Source organism: Methylovirgula sp. (genome assembly GCF_037200945.1).
Taxonomy (GTDB): Bacteria; Pseudomonadota; Alphaproteobacteria; order Rhizobiales; family Beijerinckiaceae; genus Methylovirgula.
Map to the genome: position 1 here is coordinate 1,831,553 of NZ_JBBCGP010000001.1, position 20,318 is coordinate 1,851,870.

At 61.3% G+C, this 20,318-nt stretch carries 24 protein-coding genes and 1 tRNA gene; 19 read left to right on the forward strand and 6 right to left on the reverse strand.

Features of this window, described 5'->3' with window-relative positions:
• Positions 1-83: 83 nt before the first annotated feature.
• A tRNA-Ala gene (locus WDN02_RS08865) sits at positions 84-159 on the reverse strand.
• A gap of 214 nt (positions 160-373) precedes the next feature.
• Positions 374-736, reverse strand: a complete 363-nt coding sequence (locus WDN02_RS08870) for a TIGR02300 family protein (protein WP_337293143.1) — start codon at positions 734-736, stop codon at positions 374-376.
• 259 nt (positions 737-995) lie between these two features.
• Here WDN02_RS08870 and aroA point away from each other — a divergent pair, with 259 nt between their 5' ends.
• Both aroA and cmk read left to right on the forward strand, forming a co-directional pair.
• Entirely contained in the window at positions 996-2,336 is a 1,341-nt protein-coding gene (gene aroA, locus WDN02_RS08875; RefSeq protein ID WP_337294901.1) for a 3-phosphoshikimate 1-carboxyvinyltransferase, read from the forward strand.
• Positions 2,333-2,980 carry a (d)CMP kinase gene (cmk, locus tag WDN02_RS08880; protein WP_337293144.1) on the forward strand — a complete coding sequence of 216 codons (648 nt, stop codon included), beginning with the start codon at positions 2,333-2,335 and terminating at the stop codon, positions 2,978-2,980. The genes aroA and cmk overlap by 4 nt, the downstream gene beginning before the upstream one ends.
• On the opposite strand, the gene WDN02_RS08885 is transcribed toward cmk, so the two are convergent.
• On the reverse strand, positions 2,962-3,648 hold the full coding sequence (locus tag WDN02_RS08885; RefSeq protein WP_337293145.1) for an anti-sigma factor: 687 nt from the start codon (positions 3,646-3,648) through the stop codon (positions 2,962-2,964). The two genes, cmk and WDN02_RS08885, sit on opposite strands and share 19 nt — an antisense overlap.
• Complete coding sequence (locus tag WDN02_RS08890) at positions 3,645-4,199, reverse strand: sigma-70 family RNA polymerase sigma factor (protein ID WP_337293146.1); 555 nt, start codon at positions 4,197-4,199, stop codon at positions 3,645-3,647. The genes WDN02_RS08885 and WDN02_RS08890 overlap by 4 nt, the downstream gene beginning before the upstream one ends.
• 190 nt (positions 4,200-4,389) lie before the next feature.
• Between WDN02_RS08890 and WDN02_RS08895 the strand changes: the two genes are divergently transcribed.
• From WDN02_RS08895 to WDN02_RS08935, 9 genes are all read left to right on the forward strand, one after another.
• Positions 4,390-4,959, forward strand: coding sequence for a fasciclin domain-containing protein (locus WDN02_RS08895; protein WP_337293147.1), 570 nt, complete (start codon positions 4,390-4,392; stop codon positions 4,957-4,959).
• 244 nt (positions 4,960-5,203) lie between these two features.
• The gene (rpsA, locus tag WDN02_RS08900) at positions 5,204-6,958 is read left to right on the forward strand and encodes a 30S ribosomal protein S1 (RefSeq protein ID WP_337293148.1); all 1,755 of its coding nucleotides are present in this window, start codon (positions 5,204-5,206) and stop codon (positions 6,956-6,958) included.
• 82 nt (positions 6,959-7,040) lie between these two features.
• Positions 7,041-8,309 (forward strand): Hsp70 family protein, encoded by a 1,269-nt coding sequence (locus tag WDN02_RS08905; protein ID WP_337293149.1) that lies wholly within the window; start codon positions 7,041-7,043, stop codon positions 8,307-8,309.
• Between the two features lie 84 nt (positions 8,310-8,393).
• On the forward strand, positions 8,394-9,371 hold the full coding sequence (sppA, locus tag WDN02_RS08910; RefSeq protein ID WP_337293150.1) for a signal peptide peptidase SppA: 978 nt from the start codon (positions 8,394-8,396) through the stop codon (positions 9,369-9,371).
• A 140-nt stretch (positions 9,372-9,511) separates the two neighbouring features.
• Positions 9,512-9,802 (forward strand): integration host factor subunit beta, encoded by a 291-nt coding sequence (locus tag WDN02_RS08915; protein ID WP_337293151.1) that lies wholly within the window; start codon positions 9,512-9,514, stop codon positions 9,800-9,802.
• Between the two features lie 35 nt (positions 9,803-9,837).
• On the forward strand, positions 9,838-10,122 hold the full coding sequence (locus WDN02_RS08920) for a LapA family protein (protein ID WP_337293152.1): 285 nt from the start codon (positions 9,838-9,840) through the stop codon (positions 10,120-10,122).
• 38 nt (positions 10,123-10,160) lie between these two features.
• The gene (locus WDN02_RS08925; RefSeq protein ID WP_337293153.1) at positions 10,161-10,826 is read left to right on the forward strand and encodes a phosphoribosylanthranilate isomerase; all 666 of its coding nucleotides are present in this window, start codon (positions 10,161-10,163) and stop codon (positions 10,824-10,826) included.
• Positions 10,827-10,919: 93 nt separating this feature from the next.
• Entirely contained in the window at positions 10,920-12,155 is a 1,236-nt protein-coding gene (gene trpB, locus WDN02_RS08930; protein WP_337293154.1) for a tryptophan synthase subunit beta, read from the forward strand.
• Positions 12,156-12,183: 28 nt separating this feature from the next.
• A complete protein-coding gene (locus WDN02_RS08935; RefSeq protein WP_337293155.1) occupies positions 12,184-13,065 on the forward strand; it encodes a dienelactone hydrolase family protein in 882 nt (293 codons plus the stop codon).
• 13 nt (positions 13,066-13,078) lie between these two features.
• Here the strand turns inward: WDN02_RS08935 and WDN02_RS08940 are convergent, their stop codons facing one another.
• Complete coding sequence (locus tag WDN02_RS08940; protein ID WP_337293156.1) at positions 13,079-13,489, reverse strand: PIN domain-containing protein; 411 nt, start codon at positions 13,487-13,489, stop codon at positions 13,079-13,081.
• Positions 13,476-13,709, reverse strand: coding sequence for an AbrB/MazE/SpoVT family DNA-binding domain-containing protein (locus WDN02_RS08945; RefSeq protein WP_337293157.1), 234 nt, complete (start codon positions 13,707-13,709; stop codon positions 13,476-13,478). The genes WDN02_RS08940 and WDN02_RS08945 overlap by 14 nt, the downstream gene beginning before the upstream one ends.
• A gap of 97 nt (positions 13,710-13,806) precedes the next feature.
• Here WDN02_RS08945 and trpA point away from each other — a divergent pair, with 97 nt between their 5' ends.
• The 8 genes from trpA (at position 13,807) to pqqE (ending at position 20,302) form a co-directional block, all read left to right on the forward strand.
• Positions 13,807-14,640, forward strand: a complete 834-nt coding sequence (gene trpA, locus WDN02_RS08950; RefSeq protein ID WP_337293158.1) for a tryptophan synthase subunit alpha — start codon at positions 13,807-13,809, stop codon at positions 14,638-14,640.
• Between the two features lie 74 nt (positions 14,641-14,714).
• The gene (gene accD / locus WDN02_RS08955; protein ID WP_337293159.1) at positions 14,715-15,581 is read left to right on the forward strand and encodes an acetyl-CoA carboxylase, carboxyltransferase subunit beta; all 867 of its coding nucleotides are present in this window, start codon (positions 14,715-14,717) and stop codon (positions 15,579-15,581) included.
• Positions 15,578-16,921, forward strand: coding sequence for a folylpolyglutamate synthase/dihydrofolate synthase family protein (locus tag WDN02_RS08960; protein WP_337293160.1), 1,344 nt, complete (start codon positions 15,578-15,580; stop codon positions 16,919-16,921). The genes accD and WDN02_RS08960 overlap by 4 nt, the downstream gene beginning before the upstream one ends.
• 181 nt (positions 16,922-17,102) lie before the next feature.
• A complete protein-coding gene (pqqA, locus tag WDN02_RS08965) occupies positions 17,103-17,180 on the forward strand; it encodes a pyrroloquinoline quinone precursor peptide PqqA (protein WP_337294902.1) in 78 nt (25 codons plus the stop codon).
• A 50-nt stretch (positions 17,181-17,230) separates the two neighbouring features.
• Entirely contained in the window at positions 17,231-18,130 is a 900-nt protein-coding gene (pqqB, locus tag WDN02_RS08970) for a pyrroloquinoline quinone biosynthesis protein PqqB (RefSeq protein WP_337293161.1), read from the forward strand.
• Positions 18,127-18,885: a pyrroloquinoline-quinone synthase PqqC gene (gene pqqC, locus WDN02_RS08975; RefSeq protein ID WP_337293162.1), complete on the forward strand. Its 759-nt coding sequence runs from the start codon at positions 18,127-18,129 to the stop codon at positions 18,883-18,885. The genes pqqB and pqqC overlap by 4 nt, the downstream gene beginning before the upstream one ends.
• Complete coding sequence (pqqD, locus tag WDN02_RS08980; RefSeq protein WP_337293163.1) at positions 18,882-19,169, forward strand: pyrroloquinoline quinone biosynthesis peptide chaperone PqqD; 288 nt, start codon at positions 18,882-18,884, stop codon at positions 19,167-19,169. Before pqqC ends, pqqD begins: the two co-directional genes overlap by 4 nt.
• Positions 19,166-20,302: a pyrroloquinoline quinone biosynthesis protein PqqE gene (gene pqqE, locus WDN02_RS08985; protein WP_337293164.1), complete on the forward strand. Its 1,137-nt coding sequence runs from the start codon at positions 19,166-19,168 to the stop codon at positions 20,300-20,302. The genes pqqD and pqqE overlap by 4 nt, the downstream gene beginning before the upstream one ends.
• Positions 20,303-20,318: the final 16 nt, after the last annotated feature.

Here is a 20,318-nt window from a genome sequence, read left to right on the forward strand (position 1 = left end):
TGGCTGTTGCCTCTCGGTGCCGCTAATCTGTAGCTGGCGTCGAAAAGCCCATGATTAGCTACGATCTAAGTCATTGATTTAATTGGTGGAGCCAGACGGAATCGAACCGACGACCTCTTCAATGCCATTGAAGCGCTCTCCCAACTGAGCTATGACCCCGAACCTTTCGCGCCGCTCAAATCTTGGGTGGATTTGAGTGCCAACTCCAGCTGACGCGGAGCGGCTATATAGACGCAATAATCTGCCGCCACAAGCAGCCATGCGGAGCGTTTTCGAGCGAAGTGGGAACCGGTTCGCGTAAAGAAAACGCGTCACAACAAAAACCTAGGCCCTCGGATCGCTCGAAAACCTTCCCACTTTCACGCCCGATGCCTCACGGCTCCTCGTCGGGCGCGATATCGCCGTCGATCAGGCCGGTGACGTCATCGCTGTCCTCTTCCTCTTCTTCAAGGAAGGTATCGTCGTCGTCGCCACCCTCGTCCTCAAGTTCAACATCGTCATCCGCTGTTGCCTCGAGGCTCGTTTCGGCCGCTTCGACCTCATCGAGCGAGACGATCTCGACGCCCTGATCGCTCGTCTCCTCGTCCTTTTCCACCACAACCGTGCGCGCGGTGCGGGTCGTGGCCTGCTGGACTGTCCCGCACTTGGGGCAGACGACCGGGCTCTTGTTCAAGTCGAAAAATTTGGTGCCACAGTTCTGGCAGGTATGCTTGTTGCCGAGATCGGGTTTCGCCACGGTTTGGCCTCTGGAAAGTCGTTGAACGCCGCGGGGCGGACCGCGGCTACCGCCTGTCGGCGCGCTTAAGGCTCCCGTTAGTAAGCCTAAAGGCCCCTGTCAATTGGAACTTCACGTCCGGTTCCGGCAAGCCGCAGGCCACCCGCGTCATGGGATTTCCGTGTGCGGGCGGGGTGAATTGGCCCATGACTTTTCCCCAAGCCACATGTTACCAGCGGGGAAAGCACTTGCCCGGCCTGGAGGGATTTTGACTGTTTCGATGCATGTTTCGCCGTCAGCCACTGCCGCAAGCGCGGCGCCCGGCGCCCCGCTCAAGGGCCGTTTGAGGCCACCCGGCGATAAATCCATTTCGCACCGTGCTTTCATCCTCGGGCTGCTGAGCGTCGGGCGGACGCAGATCGAAGGCCTGCTCGAAGGCGAGGATGTCCTCCACACGGGCGCCGCGTGCCGTGCGCTGGGCGCGCGAATCGAGCGGCGTAGCGAGGGCGCCTGGCAGGTGGACGGCGTCGGCATTGGCGCGCTCCTGGAGCCGCGAGGGCCGCTCGATTTCGGCAACGCGGGCACCGGCGCGAGGCTGATGATGGGCGTCGTCGGTGGTCATGGGATCACTGCCGAATTCAATGGCGACGCCTCGCTGCGCAAGCGACCGATGCGCCGCGTGCTCGATCCTTTGACCCGGATGGGCGCTGAAGTTCTGTCGCAAGGCGACGGCGGCCGCTGCCCGGTGCATCTCAAAGGGACACCGGAGCCCCTGCCGATCGAATACCGCACTGACGTCGCCTCGGCACAGATCAAATCTGCCGTGCTGCTGGCGGGGCTTAATTCGCCCGGCCGTACTGTGCTGATCGAGCCGCAGGCGAGCCGCGACCATACCGAGAAGATGCTGGCGCATTTTGGCGCGCTGATCGCGAGCGAGCCGTTTGGGGCCGAGGGCCGCAAGATCACGCTTGAGGGGCGGCCCGAACTTAAGCCGACGCCCGTGGTCGTGCCGGCCGATCCTTCCTCGGCGGCCTTTCCGCTTGTGGCGGCGCTCATCGTGCCGGGCTCGGACATCGTCATCGAGGGCATGATGATGAATCCGCTGCGCACGGGGCTTCTTCAGACGCTTCTGGAAATGGACGCGCGTATCGATGTCCTCGATGAGCGCGATGAAGGCGGCGAGCGCGTCGCGGATTTGCGCGTGCGCGGCTCGGAATTGCGCGGCGTCGATGTGCCGGCAGCGCGGGCACCGTCGATGATCGATGAATATCCGATCCTCGCCGTGGCCGCCGCGTTCGCTTCAGGCGCAACACGAATGCGTGGCTTGTCGGAATTGCGGGTGAAGGAATCCGATCGCCTTGCGGCGGTCGCAGATGGGCTTACGGCCGCTGGCGTCGAGAGCATTATCGAGGGCGACGACCTCATCGTCGTCGGCGGCGATGGCGAGGTGTCGGGCGGCGGCGTCGCGGCGACGCATCTCGATCATCGCATTGCAATGAGTTTCCTGTGCCTTGGGCTTGCGGCCAAGCGGGGCATGGCGATCGACGATTCGGCGATGATTGCAACGAGTTTCCCGACCTTCCAGACTTCGCTTACAAGCCTCGGGGCGCGCTTTTCATGATTGTCGCGATTGATGGACCGGCGGCGTCCGGCAAAGGCACTTTGGCGCGCCGTCTGGCCGAGCGACTCGGCTTGCCGCATCTCGATACGGGTCTGCTTTATCGGGCGACCGCCCGCATGCTCATGGATCATGGGCAAAATCTTGCTGACGTACGCGCCGCCGTCGCCGCGGCGCGCGGTTTGTCGCTGACTGACTTCAACGCCAAAATATTGCGCGGTCGCGACATGGGTGAAGCCGCCTCGATCGTCGCCGCGATTCCGGAAGTGCGTCAGGCGCTCATCGATTTGCAGCGCGATTTTGCAACGCGGCCGGGCGGTGCGGTTCTCGACGGGCGCGACATCGGCACTGTGATCTGCCCGCAAGCACAGGTCAAAATCTTCGTGACCGCAACGCCGGAGACGCGCGCGAGCCGCCGCGCGCTTGAGCTTAAGGGGCAGGGCGAAACGGTCGATTATCTGGCGATCCTGGAAGAAATCCGCCGCCGCGATGCGCGCGATGCCTCGCGCGCCACGGCGCCATTGCGAGCCGCCGCCGATTCGGTCGAACTCGATACGACCGATCTCGATATCGAAGCCGCGTTCAACCGGGCGCTGGCCATCGTGCAGGCGCAGATGCAAAGCGCGCCTCACTCCTTGAGCAATTGACCTGAATAAACGATCGGCCCGGTCGGCGCGCCAGACGGTGAGCCGCCCTGAGGCTCGACGGTCACGGCAAAATTTGCCTTCTCGATCGGCGCGCCTTGCGGCAGCGCAATGCTGCGGTCGGTCTTATCGACAAGACCCATCGACTTCGGCGCCAGATGATTGCCAATATACCAGAGTTCGAGACTGCGGCCTTGCGGGACGCTTGTTGCGACAGGCCGCACAAAAACGGTGCGCGTGGCGAGGTCGACGCGAATGATGAGCGCAGGCTGATCGCCGGTGCGATTGACGACGGCGACATAGCTGCCTGCGGCTTCGCGCGGCGTCTTCAAGAGATGATCGATGCTGACTGCCGCGAACCCGGCGGCTAAAGCACCCGCGATGATCGCCGCAGTGCGCCAGCGGTTGCGCGACCGGCGCAGCAGCAGAAGCGAAGGGGGCGTCGCAGCCCCTGATTCCGGCAGCGCCGCCTCGATCGCTTGCCAAACGTTTTCTGAGGGCTCGACATCGTTCAGCGCATCGTTGAGGGGCGCAAGGTGGTGCTCCCAGTTCTCTACATCCAGCCGCGTCGCGGGATCGCGCGCAAGCAATGCCTCGAACGCGCGGCGCTCATCCGCCGGGAGCGTGCCGAGAACATATTCGGCGGCTTGCATGTCAGGTTCGTCGCTCATGTTGCGCCTTCCAGGCAAGACTTGAGCAACGCAAGGCTACGGTGCAGCCATGTCTTGATCGTGCCGACAGGGCGGCCGAAGCGGCTCGCCAGTTCCTCGCGCGAATAGCCGTTGTAATAGGCGAGCAGAATGCAATTGCGCGCCGATTCTTCGAGCGTTCCAAGACAATGCCGTAAAGTGGCGAGTTCCATCATCTGCTCCTCGCCGCCGGAAAGATCGACGATATTTGCGAGAAAATTCGTGTTCTCGGTTTCGGCAGGTTTGGCCGGATTTTTCGCGCGGATGATATCGATCGCGCGGTTGCGCGTAATTGATACCAGCCACCCCATCGCAGGGCCGGCTTCGGGCGAAAAACTTCCCGCATTCTGCCAAATTTTCAAAAATACGTCCTGGAGCGCCTCTTCCGCCACGCTCTTGCTCGGAAGAATACGCAAGAGAATCGCAAAAAGTTTCGGTGCGGTGCGCCGATAAAGTTCAGCGAAAGCTGCGCGGTCGCCACGCGCCGTTGCAACCAGGAAGCTGACGAGTTCGCTGTTGTCCAATCGCGTCAATGCGGCAACCCCGTCTTCGCACTCAATCTCCTTAACGACGGATACGAAACAAAGTCTAGGCGCGTGCCACGCGTGCGAAATTCTTTTCAAATCGCGAAACCCGTTTCGATCGCCTTCCGTAGATGGTTGTGACGCGCATGGCGGCGCCAGTTGAGTTTCCGCCGGCGATGTCCGCTTAAGGAGACGAATTATGAAGTTCTCGAAACTTAATGCTCTCGTCCTCGCCGCAACGCTGACCGGATTTTCCGGCCCCGCGGCGCAGGCGACGATGATGTCCTCAGACCCGATGGTCGGCGGCGCGGCGATGTATCCATCGCGCAATATCGTTCAAAATGCCGTTCACTCGAAAGATCACACGACCTTGGTCGCGGCCGTGAAGACCGCTGGCCTCGTCGAAACGCTCGAAGGCGCGGGCCCGTTCACCGTCTTCGCCCCGACGAACGAAGCTTTCGCCAAATTGCCGCCGGGCACTGTTGCCACCCTGCTCAAGCCCGAGAACAAATCCACCCTCGTCTCAGTTTTGACCTATCATGTCGTCGCTGGCCGCTATTCGGCCCGCCAGCTCAAGGAAATGGTCAAGCTGGGCGGTGGCCAGGCGATGCTGAAGACCGTTGAGGGCGCGCAACTGACGGTCAAGGAATATGACGGCAAGCTCGAACTCATCGACGCCAAGGGCGACAAAGCCTGGATCACCATCTCCAACGTTAACCAGAGCAATGGCGTCATTCATGTGATCAACACGGTGCTTCTGCCGGGCTGATCGCCTCGGCGAAGCCGGTTCAAGGTCCATTTTGCAGTTCCCGCACGTCTCTTGCCGCGCGCCCCTTGCCCGGGGGGCGCGCGCTTGCTACATAGCCGCCCGAACCTAGCTTTTTCCCGTCGTCCGACGCCGGTCCGCCTTTTTGATGCGGGTGATCCTGTCCTTGGGCAGGCCACGGTGGGGAAAAGCTCCGTCAACCTTTAACCGCCGGCGTTTTGCCCGATTGGGCATTTCAGGAGAACGAATGACATCTACCAGCACCTACGCGCCGTCGCGCGAGGATTTTACCGCGCTTCTCGATGAGAGCTATGGCCACAACGAAGCTCTCGAAGGCGCGGTCATCAAGGGCATTGTCGTCGCCATCGAAAAGGATGTCGCCGTCATCGACGTCGGCCTCAAGACCGAAGGCCGTGTCGCCCTCAAGGAATTCCAGGGTCCGGGCCGCGAAGGCACGCTGAGCGTCGGCGATGAAGTCGAAGTTTACCTTGAGCGCATCGAGAATGCACTGGGCGAGGCGGTGATCTCGCGCGACAAGGCCCGTCGCGAAGAGAGTTGGGTGCGCCTTGAGCGTGCCTTCGAGAAGCAGGAAAAGGTCGAAGGCGTCATCTTCAATCAGGTCAAGGGCGGCTTCACCGTCGATCTCGACGGCGCCGTAGCCTTCCTGCCGCGCAGCCAGGTCGATATCCGGCCGATCCGCGACGTCACGCCTCTGATGCATGTCACGCAGCCGTTCCAGATTCTCAAGATGGATCGCCGCCGCGGCAATATCGTCGTCTCCCGCCGCACCGTGCTTGAAGAGAGCCGCGCGGAACAGCGCCATGAGATCGTCGCCAACCTTGAAGAAGGTCAGGTCATCGACGGCGTGGTCAAGAACATCACCGATTACGGCGCGTTCGTGGATCTCGGCGGTATCGACGGTCTGTTGCATGTCACCGACATTGCCTGGCGCCGCGTCAATCATCCGAGCGAGGTTCTGACCATCGGCCAGACGGTCAAGGTCAAGATCATCAAGATCAATCACGAGACGCACCGCATCTCGCTCGGCATGAAGCAATTGCTCGACGATCCGTGGCAGGGCATCGACGCCAAATATCCGGTCAATGCCCGCATCCATGGCCGCGTGACCAACATCACCGACTACGGCGCGTTCGTCGAGCTGGAGCCGGGCATCGAAGGCCTGATCCACGTTTCCGAAATGTCGTGGACCAAGAAGAACGTCCACCCCGGCAAAATCGTCGCGACGAGCCAGGAAGTCGACGTTCAGGTTCTCGAAGTCGATCCGGTCAAGCGTCGTATTTCGCTCGGCCTCAAGCAGACTCTCGCCAATCCGTGGGAAGATTTTGCCGAGAAGCATCCGGTCGGCAGCATTGTCGAGGGCGAGGTCAAGAACAAGACCGAGTTCGGTCTGTTCGTCGGCCTCGAAGGCGATGTGGACGGTATGGTCCATCTCTCCGATCTCGACTGGAACAAGCCCGGCGAGCAGGTGATCGACGACTACAAGAAGGGCGATATCGTTCGCGCCAAGGTGCTCGATGTCGATCAGGAGAAGGAGCGCATTTCGCTCGGCGTGAAGCAGCTCGGCACTGACCCGTTCGACGCGCCTGCGACGGAAGAAGGCGGCCCCGACTTCAAGAAGGGCTCGATCGTCACCTGCGAAGTGATCGACGTGAAAGAGGGTGGGATCGACGTCAAGATCACCGGTACCGATCTCGTCGCATTCATCAAGCGTAGCGAATTGGCCCGCGACCGCGCCGATCAGCGGCCCGACCGTTTCGCCGTCGGCGAAAAGGTCGATGTCCGCATCACGCAGCTCGATCGCCGCGCGCGCAAGGTTGCGGTTTCGATCAAGGCGCTCGAAGTCGCCGAAGAAAAGGAAGCGATCGCCCAGTTCGGTTCGGCCGATTCGGGCGCCGTGCTTGGCGATATTCTTGGCGCCGCGCTGAAAGCGCGCGACACGGACACCAAGAAGGGTGCCAAGAAGAAGGAAGACGACGAATAATTTCGTCGAATTCTCGGAATTAAAAGCCCGCGCGGTGCAAGCCGTGCGGGCTTTTCTGTCAGTTCCCTTGATGAATGGTCCTATGAATATCGCAGACGGCGTCGCGATCGGCGTGGATTTTGGGACGACGAATTCCGTCGTCGCCATCGCGGGGCGGGACGGCGAGGTCGAGACCCTGACTTGGCCGAGCGCCGCCGGCCCGACGCAGACGTTTCGCACAGCCCTGATGTTCTGGCGTGAAGGCCGCGCGGTGAAGCACGTCGCGGGGCCCGAGGCGCTTCAACGCGCCATTGCGGCCGAGGGCGAGCAGCGCTTCATCCAATCGATCAAGACCCATCTGGCGAGCCCGCTCTTCAGCGAGACGCGGCTCTATGGCGAGCGTTTCACGATCGAGCGCCTGGTTTCGACCTTTCTCGGCCATTTGCTCGGCGACACGCGCGATCTCACCCAGAATTTGCCGGTGGTCAGCGGCCGCCCCGTGGTCTTTGCCGGCGAGCGGCCGGACGAAGATCTTGCGGTCGCACGTTTGAAGCAAGCCTATCATGATGCCGGGCTGCCGCGGGTGAAGCTTGCTTATGAGCCACTCGGCGCAGCCTATTGGTATGCGCGCCGGCTGCAACGCGACGAGACGGTGCTGGTCGCGGATTTCGGCGGCGGCACCAGCGATTTCTCCGTCCTGCGTTTTGAGCGCCGGGGCGCGAGTTTCGTCGCCCATCCGCTGGCGCATACGGGTGTCGGCGTCGCCGGCGATACGTTCGACTACCGGATCATCACGAACGTCGTGGCGCCGCAGCTTGGCAAGGGAACAGCTTATCGTTCGTTCGACAAGCTTCTGCCGATGCCGGCCTATTTCTACGCTGCCTTCGCGCAATGGCACCAATTATCCTGGTTGAAGTCAGGCGCGACACTTGCCGAATTGAGAAAGCTGATCCTGGTGGCCGAAGAGCCACGGATGCTGGAGAATTTGCAAACCCTGATCGAGATGGATCTTGGATTTGAGCTTTATCGCAGCGTCAGCGAGGTGAAGGCCGCGCTTTCGAGCGCCGATATCGTGCCGTTCCGCTTCGATCGCGAAGGCGTGAAAATCGAGGCCGAGGTGACGCGTCACGATTTCGAACAATGGATCGCGCCGGATCTTGCCAAATTAGTGGAGGCGCTGGAGCGCGCAATCATCCAGGCTGGGTTGCAGTTCGACGATATCGATGCCGTCTTCCTCACTGGGGGAACATCCTTTGTCCCGGCCGTCCGCGCGCTCTTTCAGAGCCGGTTCGGCGAGGCGCGCGTTCATATCGGCGATGCGTTTCAATCGGTCGCAGCCGGCCTCGCTCTGATGGCACTCGATCAAATGTAAAATAACGTGGTGACGCACGGGCTTGCCTCATCAAGCACTGGGGCTTAGGTTCCGCCCCGGCTTTCCACCGCCAAGGGAACAGGCATGTCGAATACATCTCCCGCCGATTACATCGTCGACCGGCGGCTGCTGCAGCGGAAATTGTCCTTTTGGCGGGTCGTTTCGATTTTGCTGCTGATTGCCGGCCTGGTGTTCATCGGTCTGCGCGTTTCCGGCCGCTCCAGCTTGGGGCTTGCGTCGTCGCATATCGCGCGCATCACGATCTCTGGCGTCATCACCGGGGACCGGGCGACGCTGAAGCTGATCAACGATGTCGCGGAGTCCAAAAATACCGCCGGTGTGATCCTTGCGATCGACAGCCCCGGGGGCACGACGACGGGTGCGGAGAAGCTCTTCATCGCATTGCGGCGTCTGGCGGCGAAAAAGCCGATGGTTGCCGTCGTCGGCACAATGGCGGCGTCCGGTGCCTATATCGCGGCGATCGGCGCCGATCACATCGTGGCGCCCGGCAACGCGCTCGTCGGTTCGATTGGGGTTTTGTTTGAATATCCCGATCTCTCGGGTCTCCTCGGCAAAGTCGGGGTGAAGATGGATTCGGTGAAATCCTCGCCGCTCAAGGCGGAGCCGAGCGGGTACGAGCCGACGAGCCCGGAGGTGCGCGCCGCGCTGGCCTCACTCGTGGCCGACAGCTTCACATGGTTCAAAGGCCTGGTGAAAGACCGCCGCGGCATGACGGATGCGCAATTGGCGGCGGTTGATGATGGCCGCGTGTTCACCGGCCGACAGGGCATCGGGCTGAAGCTCATCGATGAAGTCGGCGAGGAGCGCGAAGGCGTCGCCTGGCTCGAGCGCGTCAGGAAAGTGCCGCATGGGCTGCCGGTGCGTGATTGGACCACGACAGACCGGTTTCAGCGATTTGGCATTTTCAGCAGTGCCGCAAAAATCGCAGAAGTTTTGGGCTTCCCGGCGCTGGCAAATGTGCTGGGCGGCACCGAGACTTATGCCCAGGGACAATTACTTGACGGTCTTGTGGCGATTTGGCAGGCTGGCCCTGCTAATTGAAGCCAAACGTGTTTCGGGCGTTGGCGGTCACCTTAGAACATGATTTGATGACACGAGGCGCGCTCTCCGGGGACTGGAGTGCGCCGGGCAGGTTTCGCGTGAGGGCGAAGTCGGCAGAGAATGACGGCAGGGGGCGCAACATGATCAAGTCGGAACTCGTGCAGCGGATCGCAGACCGCAATCCGCATCTTTATCTGCGCGACGTTGAGAAGATCGTGAACGCCATCCTCGACGAGATTGTCAAAGCGTTGGCACGCGGCGACCGGGTGGAATTGCGCGGCTTTGGCGCTTTTTCAGTCAAGCATCGCGACGCGCGTCTTGGCCGCAATCCGCGCACTGGCGCGCATGTGTCCGTTGATGAAAAGGCCGTGCCGTTCTTCAAGACCGGCAAGGAAATGCGCGAACGCCTCAACGACGGCTATTTGAGCTGATCGCAGCCGCGGGTCTTGTAGATGAAGTCTTGCAGATGAAACGCCTTCTGGAAGTGCTGATTCTGCTGCCGCTCGCGCTCATCGGCCTTGCCTTGGCGGTCGCGAACCGGCACGCGGTCCTCGTGTCTTTCGACCCATTCACCTCGACCACGGCCGGCGCGGTCGAAGCGCCGCTGTTCATTGTCCTGATCGCCGCGATTATCATCGGCGTGATTCTGGGCGGCTTTTTCACATGGCTGTCGCAGGGCAAACATCGCCGTGCCCTGCGTGAGAGCCGCGCCGAAGCCAATCGGCTGCGCAGCCAGACCACGCATTCATAAAACTCGTTTTTGCCGCTGCGAGCGTGTAAAAGCCCGGCATGATCGTCAAAATCTGCGGGCTTTCGACCTCCGAGACGCTTGCTGCCGCCCTCGACGCTGGCGCCGATATGGTCGGCTTCGTGCATTATGCGCGCAGCCCCCGTCACGTGCCGCTCGCGGCCGCGCCGGCACTTGTCGCTCAAGTCGCAGGCCGGGCGCCGAAAACATTGCTTACTGTCCATGCGGACGACGAGCTTCTCAGTGCGGCGATCAAGGCTTTCGCACCTGATATTTTGCAATTGCATGGTGCGGAGACCCCGGCGCGGGTCGCCGCGATCCGCGAAAAATTCGGGCGCCCGGTGATGAAGGCGATTGGCCTCGGAACAGTCGCTGATCTCGACAAGATCGGCGCCTATGAAGCATTTGCCGACATGCTGCTTTTCGATGCCCAGCCCACTGACGCGGCGGCGCTGCCGGGTGGCAATGGCCGCGCCTTCGATTGGACGTTGCTCGCGGGGCGCAGCTTCGCCAAGCCCTGGCTGCTGGGCGGCGGCTTGACGGCGGATAATGTCGGGGCGGCGATTGCCGCAACAGGTGCGCCCGGCGTCGATGTCTCGTCAGGCGTCGAAAGTGCCCGCGGCGTCAAGGATATCGGCAAAATCGTCCGTTTCATCGCGGCGGCGCGAGCGACGGAAAAGCTTGGTTCGCTGGCTAAGAGCGGATAGAGCATCGGACCGAAAAGTGCGAAGCGGTTTTCGGATAAATCCGATGCGACGAAACAATTAAGAGCAGGCGCGATTCTCGAACACGAGACGACATTGAACGAGCAGACTCCCAACTCCTTCCGCACTGGCCCCGACGATCGCGGGCATTTCGGCATTTTCGGCGGACGTTTCGTCGCCGAGACCTTGATGCCGCTCATCCTCGATCTCGAACGCCATTATGAGCTGGCGAAGAAGGACCCGGCGTTTCACGCCGAACTCAACAATCTTCTCACTCATTACGTCGGTCGCCCAAGCCCACTCTATTTCGCCGAACGGCTGACGGACTATCTGCGCGGCAAGGCCACCGACGCTGAACATGGCGCGAAAATCTATTTCAAGCGCGAGGAGTTGAATCACACCGGCGCGCACAAAATCAACAATGTGCTTGGGCAGATTCTGCTCGCGCGGCGCATGGGCAAGACCCGCATCATTGCCGAGACCGGCGCCGGCCAGCATGGCGTCGCGACGGCGACGGCCTGCGCCCGCTTCGGCCTCGAATGTATCGTCTATATGGGCGAGGTCGATGTCGAACGGCAGAAGCCGAACGTCTTTCGTATGCACATGCTCGGCGCGAAAGTGGTGCCGGTGCAATCCGGTGCGCGCACGTTGAAGGATGCGATGAACGAGGCGTTGCGGGATTGGGTCACCAATGTCGAGAACACGTTCTATTGCATCGGCACGGCGGCTGGGCCGCATCCTTATCCGGCGATGGTGCGCGATTTTCAGTGCGTGATCGGCGAAGAGACGCGCACGCAGATGCAGGCGGCAGAGGGACGGCTGCCGGATTCGCTCTTTGCCTGCATCGGCGGCGGCTCAAATGCGATCGGCCTGTTTCATCCGTTCCTCGACGATCGGCAGATCGAAATCTACGGCGTCGAAGCCGCCGGCTATGGCCTCGACAAGGCGCATGCGGCGTCGCTCGCCGGCGGCCGGCCGGGCGTCCTGCATGGCAATCGCACGTATCTTTTGATGGATGCTGACGGGCAGATTGAAGAGGGCCACTCGATCTCCGCCGGTCTCGATTATCCGGGCATCGGGCCGGAACATTCCTGGCTCAAGGAGACGGGCCGAGTCACGTATCTTTCGACAACCGATTCCGAGGCGCTTGCCGCCTTCCAGCTTTGCGCGCAGCAGGAAGGGATCATTCCGGCGCTCGAACCCGCACATGCGCTCGCGAAAGTGATCGACATCGCGCCGCAGAAGCCGCGCGATCATCTTATGGTGGTGAACATTTCCGGCCGCGGTGACAAGGACATCTTCACCGTCGCCGATCACCTCGGCGGGATGTAATCGCTTCACTGTTCTCGGGAGTTCACGGGTGTCGTCGCAACCGATCATGTCCGATATTGAAGGTTTGACCAAGTTCGCGCCCCTGTCGCGGCGGGGTTTTATGACGGCTGCTGGCGCGACTGCCGCGGGATACACGCTTGCCGCAGGTTCGGTGCGTGCCGATGCGATTCACACGTCGGCCGAAGGTCTCGATGCGGGCATGGCCAAGGTCGCCCTCGCGGGCGGCGACATGCCGCTTTATTTCGCCAAGCCTGACGGCGCAAAGAAGCCGCCGATCATCCTCGTCGCGATGGAGGTCTTCGGCCTGCACGAATACATCAAGGATGTCACGCGCCGCCTCGGCAAGCTCGGGGCGCTGGCGGTTGCGCCGGATTATTACTTCCGGCTTGGCGACGTCTCGAAAATTTCCGAACTTCCGAAGCTGCTGCCGATCGTCAACAGCAAGTCGGATAAGGAATTGTTCGCCGATCTTGATGCGACGCTCGCCTGGGCCGTGGAACAGGGCGGCGATCCGGCGCGCGTGGGCATCATCGGCTTCTGCCGTGGCGGCCGCACCGTCTGGCTCTATTCGACGCATAATCCGCATCTGAAGGCGGGCGTCGCCTTCTATGGCAGCCTCATGGACCCGCCGAGCGCCGCCATGCCGAATAATGCCTATCAGCTCGCGGGCGAGGTCAAGGAGCCGGTGCTCGGGCTTTTTGGCGCGCAGGATCAGGGCATCACGCCGGATCAGGTCGAGAAGATGAAGGCCGCGCTGGCGGCGGATCACAAGACGGCCGAGTTCCATATCTATCCGGGCGCTCCGCATGGCTTCCATGCCGATTACCGCCCGAGCTATCGCAAAGATGCGGCGGAAGACGGCTGGAAGCGAATGAAGGCCTGGTTCGAAAAGTACGGCGTTCTGCCGTAGGAATTTTCGCCCGCTAGGCTTCGCGAAAGGGATTGCGGATTGTGAGCGTCTCGATGACATGCCCGTCCTGCATGTCTTCCGAATAGAGCAACGTACAATGCGCTTGCAGTGCCGCGGCAACGATCATCGAATCATAAAGCGCAAAATCATAACGGGCGCAGAGCTCGAGTCCGGCTTCATGCATTGCCAAGGTCAGAGGTTCGACGCGCGTGACAGCGCGGATGGTCGCTAATATCTCGCGGATTTCTGGCCACGCGAGCCGCAGTTTACGGCGGCTAACGGCGGCGAATTCGTTGAGAACTTGCACGCTGACAATGCCGCCACCCGAAAGCAGGGTTTCGGCCCGGTCCGCTTTGTGTGCATCGTCCGAGAGCAGGTAGACGAGGACGTTCGTATCGAAGAAGGGCCGATCAGTTGCGCTCATTGGCCTCGAGCCGGTCGAAGCGGAAATCGGCGGGCAGGCGGCCTCGATACTTTCTCAGTCGCGACAGCAATTCCTGGGGCGATACCGTTTTTTCGACTGCCAGGCTGCGCGCACCCAGGACTTCGATCCCGATGTCATCGCCTTCCTTCAAATCCAAAGCCTCGACGACGGATTTGGGCAGCCGTACCGCGAGGCTGTTGCCCCATTTCGCAATCTGCATCGCCAGCCTCCATGATATACTTCATGAGCATGTATATCTTCGGCGGAGCGTTGTCGAGACTTTCGCAGGCCGTTGCTTCGTGTTAGCCACCGCCGCCATGACCCGTATCGACACCCGTTTTGCCGAGACCGCCCGCGAGGGCCGCGCCGCGCTTGTGACCTTCGTCATGGGCGGCGACCCCGATCTCGAAACCTCGCTCGCTTTGCTGAAAGCCCTGCCTGAAGCGGGCGCCGATCTGATCGAATTGGGCATGCCCTTCACCGATCCTATGGCCGATGGCCCCGCCATCCAGGCGGCAGGCTTGCGGGCGCTGGCGGCGAAGACGACGCTCACCAAAGTGCTCGCGCTCGTCGCGGATTTCCGCAAATCCGCTGCGGCGACGCCGGTTATTCTGATGGGCTATTACAATCCGATCTACGTCTATGGCGTCGCGCGTTTTCTCGACGACGCGAAGGCGGCGGGTGTCGATGGTCTGATCGTGGTCGATCTGCCACCGGAAGAAGACAGCGAACTCTGCCTGCCGGCGCTCGACGCAGGGCTCGATTTCATCCGTCTCGCAACGCCGACGACCGACGATGCACGCCTGCCAGCCGTGCTCGCCCATACCGCGGGCTTTGTCTATTACGTCTCGATCACCGGCATCACCGGCGCCGCGACGCCCGATTACGGCAAGGTCGGCGCCGCCGTCGCGCGGCTCAAGCAGCATACGGCGCTGCCGGTTGCGGTCGGCTTCGGCGTCAAGAACGCCGAAAGCGCCACCGCTATCGCCAAGGTGGCCGACGGCGTCGTCGTTGGCTCGGCGCTTGTTGATGCATTGCGCAAATCTCTCGATGAAGAGGGCCACGCGACTTCTGCCAGCGTCGCCGCGGTGACCGATCTCGTCCGTGACCTTGCCGCCGGCATCCGCAAGGCCGCGCGCGAGCCCGTCTAAGGCTTTGCCTCGGCGCCCCAAACGAATAAACTGCCTGATCTCGGCGCCGCGCGCCGCCCCTGTAAAGGACTGGCATGAACTGGATTTCCAACGTCGTTCCGCCGAGAATCCGCTCGCTTTTGCGCCGCGAGACGCCGGAAAACCTGTGGGTCAAATGCCCCGACAGCGGCGAACTGATTTTCCATAAGGACCTTGAGTCCAATCTCTATGTCGTACCGGGCTCCGGCTACCACATGAAGATGCCGGTCAAGGCACGGCTCGACACGCTCTTCGACAATGGCGCCTATGAGACGATACCGACGCCGGACGTGCCGCATGATCCGCTGAAATTTCGCGACGTGAAACGCTATGTCGACCGGCTGAAGGAAAACCGGCTGAAAACCGGCGCACCCGATTCAGTGAAAATCTGCACTGGCCGGGTCGAGAGCATCGACGTCACCGTTGGCGTGCAGGATTTCGAATTTCTTGGCGGTTCGCTTGGCATGGCGGCGGGCGAAGCCATCGTGACCGGCATGTTGCATGCGGTTGCCAACCATACGCCTTTCATCATGTTCACCGCGTCCGGCGGCGCTCGGATGCAGGAGGGTATGTTCTCGCTCATGCAGATGCCGCGCACGACGGTCGCCGTGCAAAAGCTGCGCGCGGCGAAGCTGCCCTATATCGTCGTTCTGACCAATCCGACGACCGGCGGCGTCACGGCGTCTTATGCCATGCTGGGCGATGTCCATATCGCCGAACCCGGTGCCGTCATCGGTTTTGCCGGTGCACGGGTGATCGAACAGACGATCCGCGAGCGTCTGCCGGAAGGATTCCAGCGCGCCGAATATCTGCAGACGCATGGCATGATCGATATGGTCGTGCGGCGGCACGAGATACGCGCCACGCTGGCGCGGCTTTGCGCGCTGCTGACGCATCGTCCCGCCTTGCAGGATGCTGCATGAGCGCGCCGTCGTTTGAGCGGGACGCCGGGCAATCGGATCCGATTCTCGAACGCCTGCTCGATCTGCACCCGAAGAAAATCGATCTGTCGCTCGGCCGCATCGAGCGGCTGCTGAAGGATTTGGGCTCGCCGCAGGATCGCCTGCCGCCGGTGATCCATGTCGCCGGCACGAATGGGAAAGGTTCGAGCATTGCCTTCATGCGCGCGATTCTCGAGGCCGCGGGGAAGACCGTGCATGTCTATACCTCGCCGCATCTCGTGCGGTTTCACGAGCGCATCAGGCTTGGCGATAAGGCTGGCGGCCGGCTTGTCGAAGATAGCGAACTCGCCGAGGCGTTGGCGCTCTGCGAAAAGGTGAATGACGGCGCGCCGATCACGTTCTTCGAAGTGACGACCGCCGCGGCCTTCGTCCTCTTCAATCGTCACCCGGCGGATTATCTTTTGCTTGAAGTCGGTCTCGGCGGCCGCGTCGATGCGACCAATGTCATTGCGCGTCCGGCCGCGACACTCATCACGCCTGTGTCGATGGATCACCCCGAATTCCTCGGCAATAGTGTCGCCGAAATCGCTGGTGAGAAAGCCGGAATCCTGAAGCCTGGCGTACCTGCTGTCCTCGGCTTTCAGCAACCGGAAGCGCTCGCGGTGCTGGAAGCGCAGGCCGCGAAGGTCGGCGCGCCGCTTCAGATCGCAGGGCAGGATTTTCACGTACGCGAAGAACACGGGCGTCTCATTTATGAAGACGAAGCTGGACTGATCGATCTGCCGCTGCCGAAATTGGCCGGCCGGCATCAACATCAGAATGCGGCGGGTGCGATCGCGACGTTGCGCCTTGTCGAGCCCGCGCTTTCGCCGCACGCCCTCGAAATCGGCCTCGCGACGGCGGAATGGCCAGCGCGCCTGCAACGCCTGAGCAAAGGCAATCTCGTCGCTCTGGCGCCGGCCGGTTCGGAAGTCTGGCTCGACGGCGCCCATAATGAGGATGGCGCACGCGTCCTCTCTCAGGCCATGGCCGATCGCGAGGAAAAGGCGCCGCGCCCGCTCGTCATCGTGACCGGGACGCTGGCGACGAAGGATACCGCGGCCTTTCTGCGCGCTTTCAAAGGGCTGGCGCAGGAGGTGCTCGCCGTGCCGGTTCATGGCGAACATGCGGCGCGGACGCCGGCCGATATCGCGGCGTTGGCCAATGCAGCCGGTCTGCCGGCGGTCGCCTGCGAGAGCATCGAGTCGGCGTTGCGGTTTTTGACAGCGCGCAAATGGGCGGTGCCGCCACGCGTGCTGATTGCCGGTTCGCTCTATCTTGCGGGCGAAGTTTTGCGGCTCAACGGGACGCCGCCGCGATAGGTTTCGCCGTCACAAAAGCTTGCGTATCTGGCCGGAAAAAGCCGCGTAAAGGCTTGATTGTAATACATCTGTAAGAAAGAGATTGCTGCTCTAACTTCCCGTGGCCTGGCGCATTATTTTGTGTCACATCCGATTTGGATGGGAATACCTGTCCAAAACGGAAAAGCTAATGGAGGAAATCATGGCTTGGACTGCTCCGGTTGCCGTCGAAGTTTGCGTCGGTATGGAAGTCACCAGCTACGAGTCGGCTGAGATCTAATCGGCCGAAACCAGTGCTGGTTTCCCAACGATAAAGCTGAGGGCGCTATCTTGCAGATCATCGTCCTCGGCTCGGCGGCCGGGGGAGGCTTCCCGCAATGGAATTGCCTTTGCCCCGTCTGCCAACTCGCTTGGAAAGGCGACAAACGTGTCAAACCGCGGACGCAATCAAGTCTCGCGGTGAGCGCGGGCGGCGAACATTGGCTGTTACTTAACGCCTCACCCGATCTTCGTCAGCAGATCATCGCCACACCGCAATTGCATCCGCGCGGCGCCAAACGCCAATCGCCGATCTCCGCGGTCTTCGTCACAAACGGCGACGTCGATCATCTGACCGGACTTCTGACTCTGCGCGAGCAACAGAGCTTCACCGTCTACGGTAGCAAGACGACATTGGGCGAAGTCACCGGGGGCAATATTTTCGGCGTGTTGAATCGCGAGCTGGTGAAATTCAACGAGGTTGATCTCAACGAGACAATTGATACCGGGTTCGGCCTGCGCATCATACCGTTTGCTGTACCAGGCAAGGTACCGCTCTATCTTGAAGGCGGATCGGTCGAGATTGGCGCCGAGGGTGAGACGACAATTGGCCTCGAAATCACCGGCGGCGGTAAGACATTTTATTACATCCCCGGCTGCGCCGAAGTGAATGCGAAGTTGCAAGACAGATTGCGCAACGCCGACCTGCTGCTCTACGACGGTACGACATTCACCGACGATGAAATGGTCAAGCTCGGACTGTCGCAGAAGACAGCCTGGCGCATGGGCCATACGGCGATGACGGGCGAGAAAGGTTCTCTCGCGCGGTTGAGCGACCTCAATATACACCGCAAGATCTTCGTGCATATCAATAATACCAACCCCGTCCTCATTGAGGATTCGCCCGAGCGCAGTAAGGCCGAGGCGGCGGGGTGGGAAATATCTTATGACGGGATGGAGATCGCACTATGAGCCAGAGACTTTTGAGCCCGGACGAATTGGAAGCCGCGCTGCGTGCAGTCGGCGCCGAGCGCTATCATAACAAGCATCGCTTTCACGCGCGCCAGTACGGCGGCAAATGCACGTATGAAGAAGTTCAGGCCTGGGCGCTCAATCGCTATTATTATCAGGCGACGATCCCCATCAAGGATGCGATCGTGCTGACGCGCCTGACCGATGCCGAGGATCGCCGCCAGTGGCGCAAGCGTATCGAGGATCATGATGGGCTTAAACCCGGCGATGGTGGGATCGAGCGCTGGTTGAAGCTCACTGACAGCCTCGGTTTTCCGCGCGATTATGTTGAATCGACCGCGGGCATTCTGCCGGCGACGCGATTTGCTGTTGAAGCCTATGCCACCTTTGTTCGCGAGCGGAGCCCGGTCGAGGCTGTGGCCTCGTCGCTCACCGAATTATTCTCGCCGACCATCATCGGCGAACGCATGTCGGGCATGCTGGCGAATTACGATTATGTCAGCAAGGACACGCTGGCCTATTTCTCCTATCGGCCGACACAGGCGAAGCGCGATGCCGATTGGGCGCTCGATTTCGTCAAGACGCACGCCAAGACGCCCGAGCAGCAGCAAGCCGTCATCAAGGCGCTCGAGTTCAAGTGCGATGTGCTCTGGACGCAGCTCGATGCTTTGTGGACAGGCTATGTCGAGAACTATCGTTCGCCGGGCGTTTGGGAGCCGGGCACGGTCGCGACGCCGCGCAGTAGGGCGGCGTGAACGATTCCGCAGCGATCAGCGCGGATGCGAAGCCGCATTTGCCGCGTGGTATGCATCTGAAACATGATGCAACACGCGACGAATGGCTGCTCATGGCACCGGAGCGCATCTTAAAGCTTAATGGCGTTGCCGTCGAAATCTTGAAGCGGTGCGATGGCAAGGCCACATTAGGTGAGATCGTCGATCAGCTCGCCGCCGCGTTTGCCGCGGATCGCACCCAGATCGACACCGATGTGCGGGCGCTCCTCGCGGAGCTCGCCGCCAAACGGATGGTGGATCTATGAATGCGCCGCAGAAAGTCTCGGAGGCGATTCCAGCGCCGGTCGGCATTCTCGCCGAGCTGACGCACCGTTGCCCGCTCTCATGTCCGTATTGCTCGAACCCGGTGGAGCTTGACTCGCGCGCGGGGGAACTCGATACGGAAACCTGGAAGCGCGTCTTCTCCGAAGCGGCGGCCGCCGGCATTCTGCATGTGCATCTCTCCGGCGGCGAGCCGGCGTCGCGTCCCGATCTGGTCGAACTTGTCAAGCATTGCCACGACGTCGGTCTCTATACCAATCTCATTACCTCGGGCGTTGGTATCTCGGAAAAACGGATGCGCGAGCTGGCCGACGCGGGGCTCGATCATGTCCAGCTTTCGATTCAGGATGCCGAGGCCGAGTCGGCCGACAGGATCGGCGGCTACAAGGGCGGCTTCGCCCGCAAGATGGATGTCGCCAAATGGGTCAATGAGGTTGGCATTCCGCTGACCGTCAATGCCGTCATCCATCGCGCCAATATCGCCCGTGCCGGACGGATGGTGGAATTCGCCGTCGAGCTTGGCGCGCGGCGTGTCGAGATCGCGCACACGCAATATTATGCCTGGGCCTATCTTAATCGGCAGGCTCTGATGCCGTCGCGGGAGCAGGTCGAAAAGGCTGTGACCGAGGTCGAGGCATTGCGCAAATTCTATGCGGGCAAGATCGTCATCGATCATGTCGCGCCGGATTATTATGCCAAATATCCCAAAGCCTGCATGGGCGGTTGGGCCAAGCGCACATTGAACATCACGCCGCACGGCAAAGTTTTGCCCTGTCACGCTGCCGAAACCATTCCCGGCCTCGAATTCTGGAATGTGCGCGATCATTCGATCGCCGACATCTGGTTCAATGCGCCGGCGTTCAACGCTTACCGGGGTGACGACTGGATGGTCGAGCCTTGTCGCTCGTGCCCGCGCAAACATCAGGATTACGGTGGGTGCCGCTGCCAGGCGATGGCGCTGACCGGCGATGCCCGGAATACCGATCCGATCTGCCACCTCTCGCCAAACCACGATAAAGTCGCCGCGATTGCCGCGACTTTCGAAGAAGTCGATGGAAATGTGCCGGCGGCGGACTATGTCTATCGCACCCTGAAGGCTCAGGCCCCGGTAGCGTGACCGCCCGGGCGTTACC